This is a genomic window from Alkalinema sp. FACHB-956, from assembly GCF_014697025.1.
GTDB lineage: Bacteria > Cyanobacteriota > Cyanobacteriia > Leptolyngbyales > Leptolyngbyaceae > Alkalinema.
The window spans coordinates 1-15,320 of record NZ_JACJRC010000016.1 but is presented as its reverse complement, the minus strand read 5'-3'; the positions used below and the strand labels follow the sequence as shown (position 1 = coordinate 15,320).

At 53.6% G+C, this 15,320-nt stretch carries 17 protein-coding genes; 7 read left to right on the top strand and 10 right to left on the bottom strand.

What is annotated here, in order from left to right:
- Positions 1 to 10: 10 nt before the first annotated feature.
- From H6G21_RS16400 to H6G21_RS16390, 3 genes are all read right to left on the bottom strand, one after another.
- The gene (locus H6G21_RS16400; protein WP_190574513.1) at positions 11 to 754 is read right to left on the bottom strand and encodes an ABC transporter ATP-binding protein; all 744 of its coding nucleotides are present in this window, start codon (positions 752 to 754) and stop codon (positions 11 to 13) included.
- A gap of 165 nt (positions 755 to 919) precedes the next feature.
- On the bottom strand, positions 920 to 1,351 hold the full coding sequence (locus tag H6G21_RS16395) for an HHL1-like protein (RefSeq protein WP_190574512.1): 432 nt from the start codon (positions 1,349 to 1,351) through the stop codon (positions 920 to 922).
- A gap of 365 nt (positions 1,352 to 1,716) precedes the next feature.
- Positions 1,717 to 2,238 carry an exonuclease domain-containing protein gene (locus tag H6G21_RS16390; protein WP_190574511.1) on the bottom strand — a complete coding sequence of 174 codons (522 nt, stop codon included), beginning with the start codon at positions 2,236 to 2,238 and terminating at the stop codon, positions 1,717 to 1,719.
- Positions 2,239 to 2,315: 77 nt separating this feature from the next.
- Here H6G21_RS16390 and H6G21_RS26065 point away from each other — a divergent pair, with 77 nt between their 5' ends.
- From H6G21_RS26065 to H6G21_RS16380, 3 genes are all read left to right on the top strand, one after another.
- Positions 2,316 to 2,444, top strand: coding sequence for a hypothetical protein (locus tag H6G21_RS26065; protein WP_277875302.1), 129 nt, complete (start codon positions 2,316 to 2,318; stop codon positions 2,442 to 2,444).
- A gap of 111 nt (positions 2,445 to 2,555) precedes the next feature.
- Complete coding sequence (locus tag H6G21_RS16385; protein ID WP_190574510.1) at positions 2,556 to 3,761, top strand: hypothetical protein; 1,206 nt, start codon at positions 2,556 to 2,558, stop codon at positions 3,759 to 3,761.
- A gap of 165 nt (positions 3,762 to 3,926) precedes the next feature.
- The gene (locus tag H6G21_RS16380) at positions 3,927 to 4,352 is read left to right on the top strand and encodes a hypothetical protein (RefSeq protein WP_190574509.1); all 426 of its coding nucleotides are present in this window, start codon (positions 3,927 to 3,929) and stop codon (positions 4,350 to 4,352) included.
- A 36-nt stretch (positions 4,353 to 4,388) separates the two neighbouring features.
- On the opposite strand, the gene H6G21_RS16375 is transcribed toward H6G21_RS16380, so the two are convergent.
- The 5 genes from H6G21_RS16375 to H6G21_RS16355 all read right to left on the bottom strand — a co-directional run bounded on the left by H6G21_RS16375 (position 4,389) and on the right by H6G21_RS16355 (position 9,816).
- Positions 4,389 to 5,198, bottom strand: a complete 810-nt coding sequence (locus H6G21_RS16375) for a hypothetical protein (RefSeq protein WP_190574508.1) — start codon at positions 5,196 to 5,198, stop codon at positions 4,389 to 4,391.
- Positions 5,199 to 5,351: 153 nt separating this feature from the next.
- On the bottom strand, positions 5,352 to 6,266 hold the full coding sequence (locus H6G21_RS16370) for an LD-carboxypeptidase (protein ID WP_190574507.1): 915 nt from the start codon (positions 6,264 to 6,266) through the stop codon (positions 5,352 to 5,354).
- 72 nt (positions 6,267 to 6,338) lie between these two features.
- The gene (locus H6G21_RS16365) at positions 6,339 to 7,418 is read right to left on the bottom strand and encodes a glycosyltransferase family 4 protein (RefSeq protein WP_190574506.1); all 1,080 of its coding nucleotides are present in this window, start codon (positions 7,416 to 7,418) and stop codon (positions 6,339 to 6,341) included.
- 116 nt (positions 7,419 to 7,534) lie between these two features.
- Positions 7,535 to 8,629, bottom strand: a complete 1,095-nt coding sequence (locus H6G21_RS25430) for a HEAT repeat domain-containing protein (RefSeq protein WP_199307272.1) — start codon at positions 8,627 to 8,629, stop codon at positions 7,535 to 7,537.
- Positions 8,630 to 8,724: 95 nt separating this feature from the next.
- Positions 8,725 to 9,816: a DMT family transporter gene (locus tag H6G21_RS16355; protein ID WP_190574505.1), complete on the bottom strand. Its 1,092-nt coding sequence runs from the start codon at positions 9,814 to 9,816 to the stop codon at positions 8,725 to 8,727.
- Positions 9,817 to 10,047: 231 nt separating this feature from the next.
- On the opposite strand from H6G21_RS16355, the gene sppA reads away from it, so the two are divergent.
- From sppA to fabF, 4 genes are all read left to right on the top strand, one after another.
- Positions 10,048 to 10,887, top strand: a complete 840-nt coding sequence (sppA, locus tag H6G21_RS16350) for a signal peptide peptidase SppA (RefSeq protein WP_190574596.1) — start codon at positions 10,048 to 10,050, stop codon at positions 10,885 to 10,887.
- A gap of 419 nt (positions 10,888 to 11,306) precedes the next feature.
- On the top strand, positions 11,307 to 11,699 hold the full coding sequence (aroH, locus tag H6G21_RS16345) for a chorismate mutase (RefSeq protein ID WP_190574504.1): 393 nt from the start codon (positions 11,307 to 11,309) through the stop codon (positions 11,697 to 11,699).
- Positions 11,700 to 12,013: 314 nt separating this feature from the next.
- Positions 12,014 to 12,256 carry an acyl carrier protein gene (locus H6G21_RS16340; protein WP_190574503.1) on the top strand — a complete coding sequence of 81 codons (243 nt, stop codon included), beginning with the start codon at positions 12,014 to 12,016 and terminating at the stop codon, positions 12,254 to 12,256.
- Positions 12,257 to 12,362: 106 nt separating this feature from the next.
- Positions 12,363 to 13,619: a beta-ketoacyl-ACP synthase II gene (gene fabF / locus H6G21_RS16335; RefSeq protein WP_190574502.1), complete on the top strand. Its 1,257-nt coding sequence runs from the start codon at positions 12,363 to 12,365 to the stop codon at positions 13,617 to 13,619.
- Between the two features lie 90 nt (positions 13,620 to 13,709).
- On the opposite strand, the gene H6G21_RS16330 is transcribed toward fabF, so the two are convergent.
- Both H6G21_RS16330 and H6G21_RS16325 read right to left on the bottom strand, forming a co-directional pair.
- Positions 13,710 to 14,390 (bottom strand): Uma2 family endonuclease, encoded by a 681-nt coding sequence (locus H6G21_RS16330; RefSeq protein ID WP_190574501.1) that lies wholly within the window; start codon positions 14,388 to 14,390, stop codon positions 13,710 to 13,712.
- A gap of 105 nt (positions 14,391 to 14,495) precedes the next feature.
- Positions 14,496 to 15,059, bottom strand: coding sequence for a Uma2 family endonuclease (locus H6G21_RS16325; RefSeq protein WP_190574500.1), 564 nt, complete (start codon positions 15,057 to 15,059; stop codon positions 14,496 to 14,498).
- Between the last annotated feature and the right edge of the window lie 261 nt (positions 15,060 to 15,320).

Genomic DNA, 15,320 nt, shown 5'->3' with positions numbered 1-15,320 from the left:
CGCCCCAGTCTTATACATTCAGTAACTTACCGTCTTCCAAAAACAACACCCGATCGTGTTTGTCCAACAACCGAAAATCGTGGGTCACAATCAGCACCGTTGCACCAGACTGCACCACCCGATCGCGCAATAAATCAATCACAACTCTTCCATTAGCCGAATCTAAAGCCGCCGTCGGTTCATCGGCCATAATAATTTCCGGGTCACCTGCCAGCGCCCGCGCGATCGCCACCCGTTGCTGTTCCCCGCCGGACAAATCTCGCGGCAGTCGATCGGCTTTATGGGCCATCCCCACTTGATTCAGCAACGCGATCGCCCGTTCCTTCAACTCCCGCTTGCGAACGCCTTTAATCTGTAAGGCCAGCGCAACATTCTCTTCCGCATTCAAGGCTGGAAACAAATTAAAATGCTGAAAAATGAAGCCGAGATGACGCAAACGAAATTGTGTCAATTGTGCATTGGTCAAACAATTGAGTGACTGCCCTAACAACTGGACATCCCCACTCGTCGGACGTAGAAAACCAGCCAGAATTTGCAAAAGCGTTGTTTTTCCGGATCCCGATGGCCCCATCAAAAATTGTAATTGCTGCCGAGGAACGGTAAAGCTAATCCCCTGAAGAATTGGGATTACACCCGCTCCCGAATCCAACGATAGAACAATATCTTGAACAACGACTGCTGACTCCCCTGGGAGTACACTGGGATCAGGCTGGGACTCCCAGGATGACGATGAATGCTCGGTATCAGGAGTCATGGGCTGAAATGCAACGCGTTCCCCGAAGTTAGCAGGCCACAACCTGTTAGTAGGCCGCTTAGTTTAGTAGGCTACTTAGTTTAGTAGCTACTTAAGTTTAGTAGGCCGCAACCTTCGACCAACAGTGCATTCAGTATAGCTTTCGGGGAGTCAAAAAGACGGACACTACACAGATTTTTTCTTAAACAGTCCCCCGATCGTTGCACCAACATTCGCAACGGCATTTTGCAACGCATTGGGCACGATCGAAGTGGGCTTCACTGCGAGTTGAATTTCCTCATCCCGATAGTCCTTCAACCGATAGCCATACTCCAAATTTTGCGCATTCTTTTTCAGAATAGGAAAAAGGCGAAATGCGCCTTGTAGCAAGCCCTCTTCGTTGGCGTAAATCGCTTGGTTAATCTGATTAGAACGCTGGACAGAAATGGCACCCACCGGATACCACGGCTTTTTATCCCGAATCCGAAGGTAAATTTCAAACTCGGGCATCCCCTTTGCTTTCATATCGTCCATCTGCTTCGCCGCTTCAGCCCGCTTTTTAGCAGCTTCGGAGGGCGGCTTTTTAGCTACCTTGGGTTGCCCAAATCCTTTAGTCATGGTGGGTGATTACATGAGAGGTGATTAACAAAAGTTTATCAGGCTAGGGAACCCTGAGGATAGACTTGCCCAAGGCGAGATCACCCACCTCGATCGCCTAAAGATCCGAACTGTGTGGTGCCCAATTCAGATATTTCATGCCCCTGCGTTTTGGTGCGATGGGTCGCCTTGATTGCGATGGATTGCCTTGATGCTGTGAGCGTTATGGGGTAGGCGTTATGGTGTGGACAAGTCAGACGGCAAGTTAGCGGGCAAGCAGAGACGAAATCTACGCGATCGCACCCTAAAGAGACCGTTTACACCAAAAGACCGTTTACATCAAAAGACCGTTTACACCAAAAGACCGTTTACACCTTTGTCTACTATCACTTCAGGCTAATCTTCAAACCTAACTCCGTCTTCATCTGTAAGAGGGCTTCAGCGTTTCCCCTCGCATCATCCAATGCATTGTGCGTATGACTCGTTTTGCGAAGATGTTTAAAATTCACAAATGCATCTTTCATTAACCCCTTGTAGAGTGAACCCAGGTTCGTTGAACTATGGCCAAAGGGATTCCTCCCGCAAAAGTGATGGAAATACCAATTCACAAACTGCCAATCAAACCCGTTATTGTCGGAAATAAAAAAAGCACGGCCAATACTTACAGAATCCACCCACTGGGCAAAGCGTTCCATCACACTCTGCGGTTCCTCAAACAGAAGGGTTGCTTCACGGGTAAACTGACTCACTTGGAGCGCCTCCGGAATCCACCGATCGGAAATCGGTTTGAGTTCTGCATAAAAGGTCTGGCTGAGGGACGGCTCCACCACGATCGCGCCTAAAGCAACCATCGAATAATCCCCTGGAATAGGGCCATCCGCTTCCACGTCCACCATGATGTAACTCATCCGCCACCTCCCCGGTTTCCAAAGCTGAACCTATTGTTCTCCCAATCTACCGTTTCCCAAATTCAAGCGCCTAGCCGATGCCAACCTTTCCCAAGCTAGCGGATCAGGCAACATTTTGGCTCAACAGCCACTTGGGAAATTGGCACATTTCCCTCAAGCCCCTCCACGGAGGAAAACCGCTATATCTGACGGTTCGATCGCCCTGAAGGCAGATTTTGAGAAAAGTCCCACATTATATGTAGCGTTTTTTGATTTTTCGAGTAGACTGCTAAGCATCTATTGGAGTCAATCCGACGGAATGGGTTGGTGGAACCGCTATGTCACACGATCTTAAGAATGATCACATCCTCCTGGAACAGTCATGGAACGCAGATTTAGAGGCTCCCGTTGAAACACAACAGGTTGCCGATCGGTCGTCTCCACCGTCCTCTATCTATGCCAACAACTTGATGGACGAGTTGTTTGGAGATGTCGATCAAATTTTAGACGGCAGTTTATTGCCCCCGACCGATTCTGTCAAAGTGGCGGAACCGGCTAAATCGGCTCTGAATTTGGATTTAGCAGCCTTTGTGGCCTCCCGTCCCGGCTTGGTGATGGCTCGCCCAGAGGAACCCATCGTCCCCGCCGTTGCCAATTTTAATGAATCTTTGGAATTGCCCGCCGCCCCGACAGAGTTGGCTCGCCAGGAACAACGCAAGGCATCCTATGGCTTAGCAGAAAAGCTATTGATGTTTGTGGGGGCTTCCTCCGCCCTTGCCGCTGTCATGATTTGGTTGGCGAGCCAAGGGGTGTTGAGCCGCGTCATCCAAGCGCTGAGTCAACCGCCTGCACCGACCCAACCTGTGGCCACTGTGCCCACCGTCAGTCCCGCTGATCAAAAATTTGCAGATTACCTAGGCCGATCGCTGGAATCCATTGAACAAAAAGTGGCCCAGTCTTCTGGCTCCGCATCCTCTGTTGCCCTCGGCCCTGCGCCCAACGGAGCCGCCAATGGAGTCGTTGCGGGAGTGCCTAAGGTCGTGGTGCCGGGAACCCCTGTGTCGGGTAACCCGAGTGGGCTGGGTTCCACTTCTGGTGTGCTTTTGCCAAAACCTGCCGCGATGAATGGCAAGGCTCCAGGCAATGCAGGCTTACCCACGGCTCCCAATGCTGCTCCCGATGCCACTCGCAATGAGTTAAACCAAGTGCTCGATCGCTTAACGGCCCTGGTCAATCGCTTTGCGCCCAATGGGGCTCCAGTTGGATCCTCTGTGGCGTCCGTGGGAGCCGTAGGAGCATCGGCCAACCGTGCCGGGGCCGCCCCTGCGAACCGCCCCGCGGCGGCCCCTGCGCCGCAACGGGAATTTATTGGAGCTGCCGGAGGTACCGGCGGAATCTTCCGATCGAATGGCGTGACGCAAACCGTAGGGATTGGAGAAAACATTGGTTCTAGCGGTTGGACATTGGTCGATACCAATGGCGCAGTGGCCACCATTCGCCGCAACGGAGAAGTCCGCATGATTTCAGTGGGCGAGAAGTTCTAGCAGCGCTTAACGGTTATTCAGACTCCAATCGCAACCCGTTTAATTGCCTCGAATTTTAATTTCCTCTCCCATGGACAACGCTCGATCGCTGGTGATGCCATAATCATTACCGGCGATCGAGCGTTTTTGTCGGAACTGTCCATTCAAACAACGGGGATTTCTTCAATGGCACAATTCAAACAATCTCCATGGGGGGCTGTTTTTCTGCTCCTCGGTGCCTACACGGCCTTTGGTAAATTTTTAACCGAAACCGCCGATCCCCCGACCAGTTTTTGGATTGCGGCTGTTTGGGCGCTGGTTCTCGCCGTTTTCTTCGTCCATCCGCTCACCAATATTGGACGGTTCCTGAATGGACGCTTTGAATCCGATGCCGTTGCATTTACCACTTTGGTGGGACTGGCAGCCATGGCATCCATTTTGCTGAACTGGTTCAAACTCTTTTTGCCCGTGTTTATGCTGTTGGCCTGTGAAGCCTTGGCCCGCATTGATCTGCAATCCGCGCGCTACGGAGAAAAACTATCAACCGTCATCATGACCGTAACTGCTTGGATTGGGCTGGCCTCCGGCTGGATGCTGGGACAAGTGATCTAGGGTATATCTGGGTACCAAAATTCAACATTACTGGCCCTAAGGTTGATAGAACACCCGGGCATCCAACTCTCCATCACTCCGGAGATAATCACTGAGTTGTTCAGCGGTTTTTCGATCGGCATAGGTTCCGATCGAAAAATGCAAACCCAAGGGTTTATCCCGCAACTGGGTATACTGCGCTGAAACGCCCAGATTAACCAACCGCCGCGCCACTGGATTAACTTGATCAATGGCGACTGGAACCACCACATAGTAGCCCGTGGGCATTGTCGTTTGCGAGTTTGGCGGACGCTGTGGTGAATCATTTGCCCCGATTACGCGCGTGGAAATCCCCTGCTTCGCAAAACGCTGCACTTGCTGGAACGCCGCATTTTGGGTACTAAAGGCTCCCACTTGAATCCATTGCTGCCCCCCGATCGTGGTGATGAAGGCTTGGGGTTCAATCTGTTTCGCTTGCGCTAGGCTGATGGCACGATCGTCCACCAAAATTCGATAAGCCGGTGTGAGGGCACGGGCTGCCGGATTGGCCTGTGCAACAGTGCCCATGGGGGGAATGCCCGTCGGGGGAACGACGACAAAATTACTAGGGGCACTAGGAGCAGGGGCACTAGGAGTAGGGGCACTAGCAGGCGTGGAACTGCCTGGAGCAGAACCCGTAAACCCTGGGGGGGGTGGGAGCGCATCCTGCGTTTCTCCCATCACCATATTCAGAATCGATTGAGCCTGGGTGGGCAAAGCTGTTCCCAGAATCAACGTCACAATCAAAATACGGTAGACCCCCAGCTTTCCTGCAACCCTAGGAGGCCACCGGAGCGTTCGCCAAAGCAACTGCAAGCAAGATTCCATCGATCGCACTCCACAGACCTAAAACAGGGACTAACTTCCAAATGGCGCTGTCCGAAATAGTGCTGTCAATGTAACATAGCTCTCCAGCTCTGCATGGCAAAGTTTTACGATTCCTGGTGACGCTTGTCAATCCAGCGCCCAATCAGGCATCGGTCATTCGGCTTCAGCGAAGTAAAGAGCGCCCCGATCGCCATCTAGCGTCACCGGAACTCCAACCGGCAACGCGATATTCGTACCTTCATGGCCAAAGGGCAAATCCGCCACGATCGGAATGCCAAGATCCCCTAAGCGATCGCGCAACACTTCTTCCACGGTAAAACTGGGAATGTGACTGGGGGCATCACAGAGGCTGAATCGACCAAGGGCAATCCCCGCCACTTGCCGCAAGGCTCCCGTCATGCGCCACTGGGTCAACATGCGATCGAGGCGATAGGGGGCTTCTCCCACATCCTCCAGCGCCAGAATAATGCCCTGTAAATCCGGTTGGTAAGCCGTATTGAGCAGATGGGTTGCCACGGTCAAATTGGCCGGAAGCAGTAACCCGGATGCAATGCCTCCACCCCAGCCTTTGCCCTGTAAGGGTTCCAGGGCACGACCTTCCACGAGATCGAATAAGTGTAGCAATGACCACCCCGGCTCTTGGGCGATCGTTGTTAGTAAGGGGCCATGGACGCCGCTGATGCCCTGTAGACTCAAGGCCCACAGCAAACTGGTGATATCGGAAAAGCCCACTAACCACTTCGGCTCAGCCATAATCAAATCTCCCCAGGTGGCCTGCCAGGTTTCCAAGAGGCGTGCCCCGCCCCAGCCCCCCCGCACACAGAGAACGGCCCGATAGTCTGGGTTGGCCAAGGCCGTCGCTAACTGCTGACAGCGGGCTTTGTCAGTGCCTGCCAGGTAGCCCCAGCGATCGTCATAGCCGGGAAGCACATCCACCTGGTAGCCCCGTGCCTGCCAAATTTCTAGCCCTTGGTGAAAGGCTGTTTGTTCTCGAAGGGCACCACTAGGCGCGATCGCACACAGTGAATCACCCGGTTTAAGCGGAGTCGGGAAACAGCACGGACGCATTCAAAATCTCTCATACGAAATTCTTGGCATTCATTGTCCCTGATTCCTGTCAGAACGACGCGAGAGAACCCACTAGTCGATCGCTTCATTTTGCAGAATCAGCTTAAACCAAGCCTCCGCCCGATCGCCCAAGGCCGCCAGGGAATAATGCATTTCGGCTTCTCGGTGGCAAATGGTGCGAGAGATTTGGGGAATTTTGTGAATGGCTTGCACCAGTTCCTCCACGGAGTCGGGTTCCACCAACCATCCGCTGTAACCCGATTGGATAATTTCCGCTGGCCCGCCCCGGCGGTAGGCAATTACGGGGACCCCGCAGGCCAAGGCTTCGATCGCGACGTTGCCAAAGGCTTCCACCCATTTGGGCGTCATCAGGAGGGCTTGGGCAGGGCCTAGGGCTTTCTGCAATTCCTGGGTAGACAAAAATCCCATCCATTCCATGGCCGCCTGGGGATAGTCGGTTTGGATTTGTTGCCAGTAGGCGGCATCCTGAATCACCCCAAAAATTTTCAGGGGAAGTCCCGTCTGGGCCGCTGCTTGTACGGCATCCTCCAGCCCTTTCTCCGGTGCGATCCGCCCGACCCAGGCCAGAAAGTCGCCAGCCTCTAAACAAAACTGGTATTGGGAGAGATCTAACCCATTTTGCAGATTGAAGTAGGTAAACCCCATTTCAAAGGTTTGCGCTTGGGCATGGCTGTGCACCGCGATCGTGTTGGGGAAGGAGTCTGCCACGTCCAGAATGGCTTGATCCATGGCATCTGAGAGGGATCCCATGCTGACCAAATGGGCGATCGGGGTCGTAAAAAAGGGCGTCAGGTAAAACGGTAGCCAGTCGTAGGCAAAGTTGAGAATCAGGTCATAGCAGGACTGAACTTGCCGCACATAGCTCCACAGGTTGCCGATGACGGGATTGCTGGGCATGGTAATCGGCGCTTCTCGACCTTGGCTTTGGGCCGTCGTTTGCAAATTCCCGACGATTTCAACCAGCGAAAAACTTTCTAGTTTTGAGCCATCGGGGGCAACAACCGTGACGGAATGGCCACGCTGATGAAGGGCGATCGCTAAATTGCGTAGCGTCAGTTCCACGCCCCCTCCCAATCCGGAGCCCAGGGCCCCCACCGAGGTTGAAACAAACAACAGTTTGAGCGATCGCATACCCTAGTCCATCTCTCCAAAGGCTTAACGTCGTTAGTATCCCATGTCGCTCTCCGTTGGGAGAACCCTAGGGAAGAAAAGCCGAGTCAGTGAGGCTTGGACGATTATTTTGAGGGTTAATTAAGGGATTCTGGCGGGGCAGCTTTAATCCGATTGACTTTCCCTAAGGCCCATTGAGCCGTTGCCTGCACCTCTGTATCCGGATCCTCTGCTGCGCTATGGAGGAGTTGGCTAATCTGAGCCACTAGGTCATAGATGCGCGTGACATCCCGAATGGCATTCTTCCGCACATCGGCATTTTCATTCTGTAAAGACAGTGCCAAGGCTCGGCTCATGGGCTTGAGGGTGCGGGTGCCAATTTCCGAGAGGGCCGACAGGATTAAACTCTGCTGCCGAGAATCTGAGTCCAACAGCAGATCCACGAGGGGTTGCACCGCTCGACTATCTCCCCGTTGGCCCAATTCCCAAATAATTTTTTGACGCTTTTGGGGATCGCATTGTTGGAGTTCTTGGAGGAGGGTATCAACGATGTTGTGTTTGCTGAGGCGGAGAGGGGGAGTGGGGTGGGTGGGGAGTGGAGATTGGGGAGTAGGGAGTGGAGATTGGGGAGTGGAGATTGGAAATTGGGGAGTGGGGGACTCTAGGGTGGGGGGCTCGATCGGATGGTTTGTCTCTGGGGCTGCTGTGGGAGTTGCACCTGCTGTGGATTCGACGGTGGGTTTACCAGTGGGTTCGACGGCAGGTTCGACGGTGGGTTGAACGGTGGGTTCGACGGCGGCGGGAGGAGTGGTTGCTGCTGCTCGTTGTGCTAGGGGAATGTAGGCTTGGGGGGCTGGAGCGGTTGAGGTTCCTAGTGGTCGGGTTTGCTGGGACGGTTGCCCGATCGCCGATCGCCGCAAAATTAATACGACAGTCCCCACGCCCACACCCACAACGGAGAGGCCCATCACCCCTGGCACGAGTAGCCTTTTCAGGGAAGGTTTGGTGGGTGGTTTGCTGGATTTTTCAGTCTTGGATTGAGCTGAGGGTGGGGTTGGTTTTTCCGTAGACTTCTCGGCAGATTTCTTGGCAGATTTCTCGGCTGCGGGTTGGGTAGCTGGGGCCGATGGTGCAGCGCTCTGGGCGGTAGCGGACAGGACTGAAACCGGGATCCACCAACTGATCCCCGTCAAACAGGCAATCCAAAACCATTTTGGGCAGCGAGAAGCCATAACGTTCAATTTTGCTCAGAGAAGTCTTAATACTCTTCAGATTGCACAAACTTGGTTCAATCCTAACTTCCCAGTCCGGTTACGGTGCAGAAATTTTAGGATTCAGAGCCCCGATCGTCGGCCAAGCCTACGGCCACCGTGGCCATGGTGCTTCCCTCTGGGCGATCGGCCACTGAATTGGTTAAAGCCTGCGAGGAATCTGGGGTATCCCCCGTGGGCCAGAGCTTGGCGGTGAGGACATCCCGCTGATTGATTGCGTAAATGCTGACTAGGGTGAGGGCAACCCCTAGCCACTGGTAGGGTTCTAAATTTTCAGCTAGGAAGAAATTACCAAAGGTCAGGGCAAAAACAGGGGTTAAAAACGTCAGGGAACTGAGGCTTGTTAAATTCCCTTGGGAGGCAAAGTAGAAAAACAAACCGTAGGACAGGGCACTGCCAAAGATCGTGGAATAGCCCAAGGCTAGCCAATCGGTAGAGGTTAAGGCCGTCCATTGGCCAGTTTCCAGCCAATCGGAGAGCAGAAACAGCGGCAGTCCACCTAGGATCATATGCCACCCCGTTGCAACCACCGGATCCACGTAACGAGAAACGTAGCGCACCATCACCGTCCCGATCGCCATGGACAGGGCCGCCATCAGCATTAGCCATTGGCCGTTATCAAACAGGCTACTGATCAGATCTAGGGGCACAAAACTGAAACTCGTTGCCCCCCAGGCAGCAGGATCCACCCACTGGCTAATCCATTCCTGGGGTAAGCCCAGCAAGCTAATGCCCACGACCCCGAGGAGCAGCCCGATCGCGCCGATCAAACCAATCTTTTCACCAAACAAAATCCAAGCCAGCAGCGCCACGGCCAAGGGTTGGGAGTCAATCATCACCGACCCCAATCCAGCTCCCGTACGGGTCAAGCCCTGGGCCAGAAACCCCTGAAAGAGGGTGCCATCCACGAGGGCAAACAGGCTGATCCACAGCCAAGCCTGCCAGGTTTTCGGCTGTTCTCGGCGACTCAGGAAGGCCGCTAGTAACACTAAACAGCCCGCCGGAACAAGACGAAATCCCGCTAGGAAAAACGGCGTGGTATCGGCGATCGCGCCCTTCATGGCGACCATAGCCGTGCCCCAAAAGAAGAAGGGAGCAATCAACAGCAGCGCCGAAATGGATTTCCCCTGGGAAAGCTTTGACAGCATGGCAAGGTTAAGAGCGTGGAAGGATTAGTTAAATTATGTAGTTGTGTAAAGTATTTGTATAGGGTGTGAAGCAGAGAAATCCTTCAATTCGCTCGATCGGGTTGCCCGATGTGGGTTGACTGGATGGCGTTTACTGCGCACTCTGGATTCTACGCTCTGGCTTCCAATCCATAGCTTTCACACCCATTTCACACCATTGACTGCATCTTAGGCCCTCTCAACCTCCCACAAATCATGTTTCCATTTCGTCCCCGCTACAAAAAACAAATTGCTCGCATTGAAGTTCAAGGCGCGATCGCCAGTGGCACCCGCAAGCGGGTACTGGAGGCGCTGAAAGAGGTGGAGGAGCGCAAATTTCCGGTGTTGCTGCTGCGGATCGACAGTCCCGGCGGCACCGTGGGCGACTCCTACGAAATCTACAGCGCCCTTAAACGGCTCCAGGACAAGGGCTGTAAGGTGGTGGCGAGTTTTGGCAATATTTCTGCGTCGGGTGGCGTGTTCATTGGGGTGGCGGCCCAGCACATCATGGCCAACCCCGGCACCATTACGGGCAGCATTGGCGTCATTCTGCGGGGCAATAACCTGGAACGCCTGCTCGATCGGGTTGGTGTGTCCTTTAAGGTGATTAAATCGGGGCCGTATAAAGATATCCTTTCCTTCGATCGGGAATTGACGGAGCCAGAACAGCAGATTCTCCAGGACTTGATCGACACCAGCTATGAACAATTTGTTCAGGTGGTGGCGGAGGGCCGCAAGTTGGAACCGGATGCTGTGAAGCAGTTCGCCGATGGTCGCATTTTTACCGGTGAGCAGGCGCTGAAGCTGGGACTGATCGATCGCCTCGGAACGGAGGAAGATGCTCGCCGCTGGGCTGCGGAACTGGCAGGGCTAGATCCGGACAAAGCCAAGGTCTTTCGGTTTGAGGAACCCAAGCCCTTGCTGAGTCGAGTCACGGGGAGCCGATCGCGCCTGCAACCCTGGGCCAAGGTACCTGCCCTGCAAACGGGGATCAACTGGCTGGAGTTTGAGTTGGAAACCCAGGGTATGCCGCTCTGGTTGTACCGTCCGTGACCTGGCCTGTCACGCTAGTCTGTCAACCTGGCCTGTCACGCTAGTCTGTCAACCTGGCCTGTCACGCTAGCCTAATGACCGACCCATTCATCCCCAGTGGTTGGAGGGAAGTCTCACAGGGAGACATCAAAATTCCGTAAAGCGTTGGGCGTGGGAATAAACTGTTTCTACAAAATAGGGCCGATCGTGGTTGGCAAAGGCGGTTCTCCCTAGCTAGTCTGGTAGCGGGGATTTATCAGGGGGATCCCAGGGGTGACAATCCCCGACGACGACTGGAATAGACCGGTTCTACGAAAATTCCCGGATCCCATCATCCTAGGTTCCTCTACGATTTTGCGACGGTTCTCCGGGAGGCTGTTGTGTCCAGATCTCCTATGATTAGTTTGCTCACCTCATTTCACACCCGGAGGATACCTAACGTGCACTGGCGAGTTCGAGCAATTCGGGGCGCAATCACCGTCACTGAAAATACGAAAGACGCGATCGCAGAGGCAGTGACAGAGTTATTGGATGAACTAGAGTCCCGAAATCCGCTGGATTTGTCGGAAGTGGTTAGCGTAACGTTCTCCGTGACTCGGGATCTAGATGCTATTTTTCCAGCGGCGATCGCCCGGAAACGTCCCGGCTGGGATCAGGTTCCTCTGATGGATTTTCAGCACATGTATGTGGCGGGTAGCTTGGAGCGTTGTATTCGGTTGTTGCTGCATTTCAACACCCCCGATCCCGCCCAAAAAATCTACCATCCCTACTTGCGAGATGCGCGGATACTGCGTCCAGACTTAGCACTCGTGACCCCGTTTGTGCAGAGTTAATTGTGCAAAGTTCCGTGCAAAGTGAATCGTGCAGCAGGAATCATGCAGAGTTAACGGAGTTGCCCAAAGTTAACGGAGTCGCCTACGATCGGTCACGGCTGGGGCAACAGACTAGCGCTTCGGGAAACTCGGGGCTTTTGCACCTTCCATTGCGGCGGCTCGGCCTTTCTGGGCGATCGCAACAGGTTGCTAATTGCAAAATTTCCTGGGCTCAAACCGGCCTCCTCCCTTCCAAGATCCCAATTCATGGAATAATGAAGTCTCTGTAGGAGAGCATTGCTGCTATTAGTGGCTGCAAACAATTGAGGAAGGTTATGACTGAGACTGAAATCTTTGAAAAAGTAAAAGGCATCGTGGTGGATCAACTCAGCGTGGAAGCGGACAAGGTTGTCCCTGAAGCCAGCTTCCAAAATGACCTCGGTGCAGATTCCCTGGATACCGTTGAACTTGTGATGGCTTTGGAAGAAGAGTTCGACATCGAAATTCCCGATGAAGCTGCGGAAAGCATTGCGACCGTCCAAGCGGCTGTGGACTTTATCAAAGAGAAGTCTGCTTAATTGTTAAAGTTTCGGGTTCTGGGTTTTGGGTTTTCAGTTCTGACTCTGGCTCAAGACTCAAGCTTCAAGACTCAGAACTTTTGACCTCACCTTTGAACTGTAAATCATGGCAAATCCTGGATATAAGCGCGTTGTAGTCACAGGTCTCGGTGCAATTACGCCGATCGGCAATACTTTGAACGAGTATTGGGACGGATTGATGGCGGGTCGGAATGGCATTGGGCCAATCACGTTGTTTGATGCTGCCGCTCACGACTGTCGGATTGCAGCGGAAGTGAAGAACTTCGACCCCAGTGCGTATATGCCGCCCAAAGAGGCGAAACGCATGGATCGCTTTGTTCAGTTTGCGGTGGCGGCCAGTAAGCAGGCAGTTGCCGATGCCAAGTTAGAAATTAATGAACTGAATGCCGAGCAAATCGGGGTGCTGATTGGGACAGGGATCGGTGGCCTCAAGGTGCTGGAGGATCAGCATGAGGTCTATCGCACTAAAGGGCCCGATCGCTGTAGCCCGTTCATGATTCCCATGATGATTGCTAATATGGCAGCCGGGGTGACGGCAATTCAGTTGGGTGCGAAAGGGCCAAACTCCTGCTCTGTAACAGCCTGTGCGGCGGGTTCCAATGCGATCGGGGATGCGTTCCGGATTGTGCGCGGCGGCTATGCCCAGGCGATGATTTGTGGCGGGACGGAAGCGGCGGTAACGCCTTTGTCGGTGGCGGGCTTTGTGGCTTGTAAGGCGGCCTGCACCAGCCGCAATGATGACCCGACCCATGCTAGCCGCCCCTTCGATCGCGATCGCAATGGCTTTGTTCTAGGGGAAGGATCGGGGATCCTTGTGATTGAGGAAATGGAACACGCGATCGCGCGGGGTGCCAGAATTTACGCGGAACTGGTGGGCTACGGTGCCACCTGTGATGCCTACCACATGACGGGTCAAACGCCCGGTGGGAAGGATGCGGCTCGGGCGATTTCCCTGGCGCTGAAGGATGCGGATTTGTTGCCGGAGTCGGTCAGTTACATCAATGCCCACGGCACCAGTACGCCGATTAATGACCCCAACGAAACCGCTGCGATTAAGTTGGCGCTGGGCGATCATGCCTACAAGATTACGGTGAGTTCCACCAAGTCGATGACCGGGCACTTGCTCGGCGGTGCGGGGGGGATTGAGGCGGTGGCCAGTGTGATGGCGATCGCGAACGATCGGGTGCCACCGACGATCAACTTAGACAACCCTGACGAGGGCTGCGATTTGGATTACGTTGCAAACGAAAGCCGGGAACAGGTCGTGGATGTGGCGCTGTCGAATTCCTTTGGATTCGGCGGTCACAATGTAACGCTGGCCTTTAAGAAGTTTGTGCCGTAGCGCGATCGATGAAGGCTTAAAAACCGGGGTTCTTCTGGGTGCTTCTAAAAATTTGGGAGTGTGAGAGAACCCCGGTTTTTGTTTGAGGATTTATCGCTTAGCCAACTGCTGAACAAAGGCTTGATGGCTGGGATCCGCGAGCCCCTGGTGCAGTACCTTGAGAACTTCAGCAATGTTGCCATCCAAGAGCGCAGGCATTGCTAACCATAATCCTGGAAACACACGACTGCGAATAATGCCATCGGCATCCGGTTCCACCAACACAAATTCCTCATCCTGCAAGCGGAACCAACTTAAACGATTTTCAAAGGTTTGCCAGACGAGATATTCCTGAACTCCATTGCGACGATAGGCGTTTTGCTTGGCTCCCAGATCGATCGCAGCACTACTGGCCGCAATTTCGGCGATGAGTTCCGGTGCCCCTTCAATGTAGCCATCGTTACTAATGGTGGAACTCCCCCCGGTTTCAATGCGCAGTAAGGCATCTGGTTGGGGTTCATTGTCCATGTCCAGTCGGGTGGTGGTGTTATCTGCCACGCTGACGCCAGGGGTTGCAGCCCAATACACGGTTAACCACCCGATTAAGGCCGCATGGGGGGTTCCATGGAAGACTCTAACCGGGGATGCCACGTAAACCACTCCTTCAATCAGTTCGGCTTTAAATTTTTCGGGGGTTGCTTCATAGCGACGCTCGAATTCTGCACGGGTTAAGCGATCGCCGCTTTCTAAGGGAGGAATCGGCTGGTTGCGGGCAAAGGGCTGGAGAACCATGGGCAGCAATGGGAAGTAGGAGAATTTGACCTAAAAACCGGGATTCTTAAATTATGCTTCGAAGAATTAGATTACTAATAGAATCCCGGTTTTTGTTAGCAGGGGCTAGGTAAAAATCTGAGCGATCGCGGTGCTGAATCCCGGTAGTAGGGGGGAGGTGAGGGTGTCGGATTCGAGGAGGGTGGTGACCAGTTGGAGTTGGGCGTTGGTGCGGCGATAGATTTCTAGGGTTTTGAGTTGCCAGTTGACGATCCAATATTCCTGCACACCGTGGCGGGAGTACAGCTTGAGTTTGACTTCCCGATCGCGCTGCTCGTTGATGGCACCGGGGGACAGAATTTCAACCATCAGCTCAGGCGCGACCACCAGGTGACCGGCTTCATCCACGCCATTCGCGAGGCGGTTTCGACTAATCCAAACCACATCCGGAATAACGGCATCAGTCGGGGTGAAAATAACGCCTGGAGTTTGAAAGGGTTCCCCCAGTTGGGTTGTTCTTGACCAGATTGCCAATTCTACATAGATGTGGCCACCTGAGGCTTGGTGGCGGATGTGGGGGGCGCGGGTCACAAACAATTCTCCATCGATAATTTCATAGCGTTTCCAGCCGCCATCGTCGGGCATGACATCCAGATCGCGAGTTGTCCACCGCAGGGAGTTAGGAACCATTGGGATGACCGTTGTGCTTAGTTCTAGTGTAATCGATCGCTCGTGAGGACTAAAAACCGGGGTTCTTCTAGGGGCTTTTAAAAATTGAGAGTGTGCAAAGAACCCCGGTTTTTGTATTTCGATCGCTCGAGAGGTACGGTGGACCCCAAAAACTGGACAGGTAGTTAAGCTCTGAAAACTCAAACTGTGATAGGAGTATTTCATGGGCAATAAACGCAAACAATACAGCGCCGACTTCAAAGCCAAAGTAGCCTTAGCGGC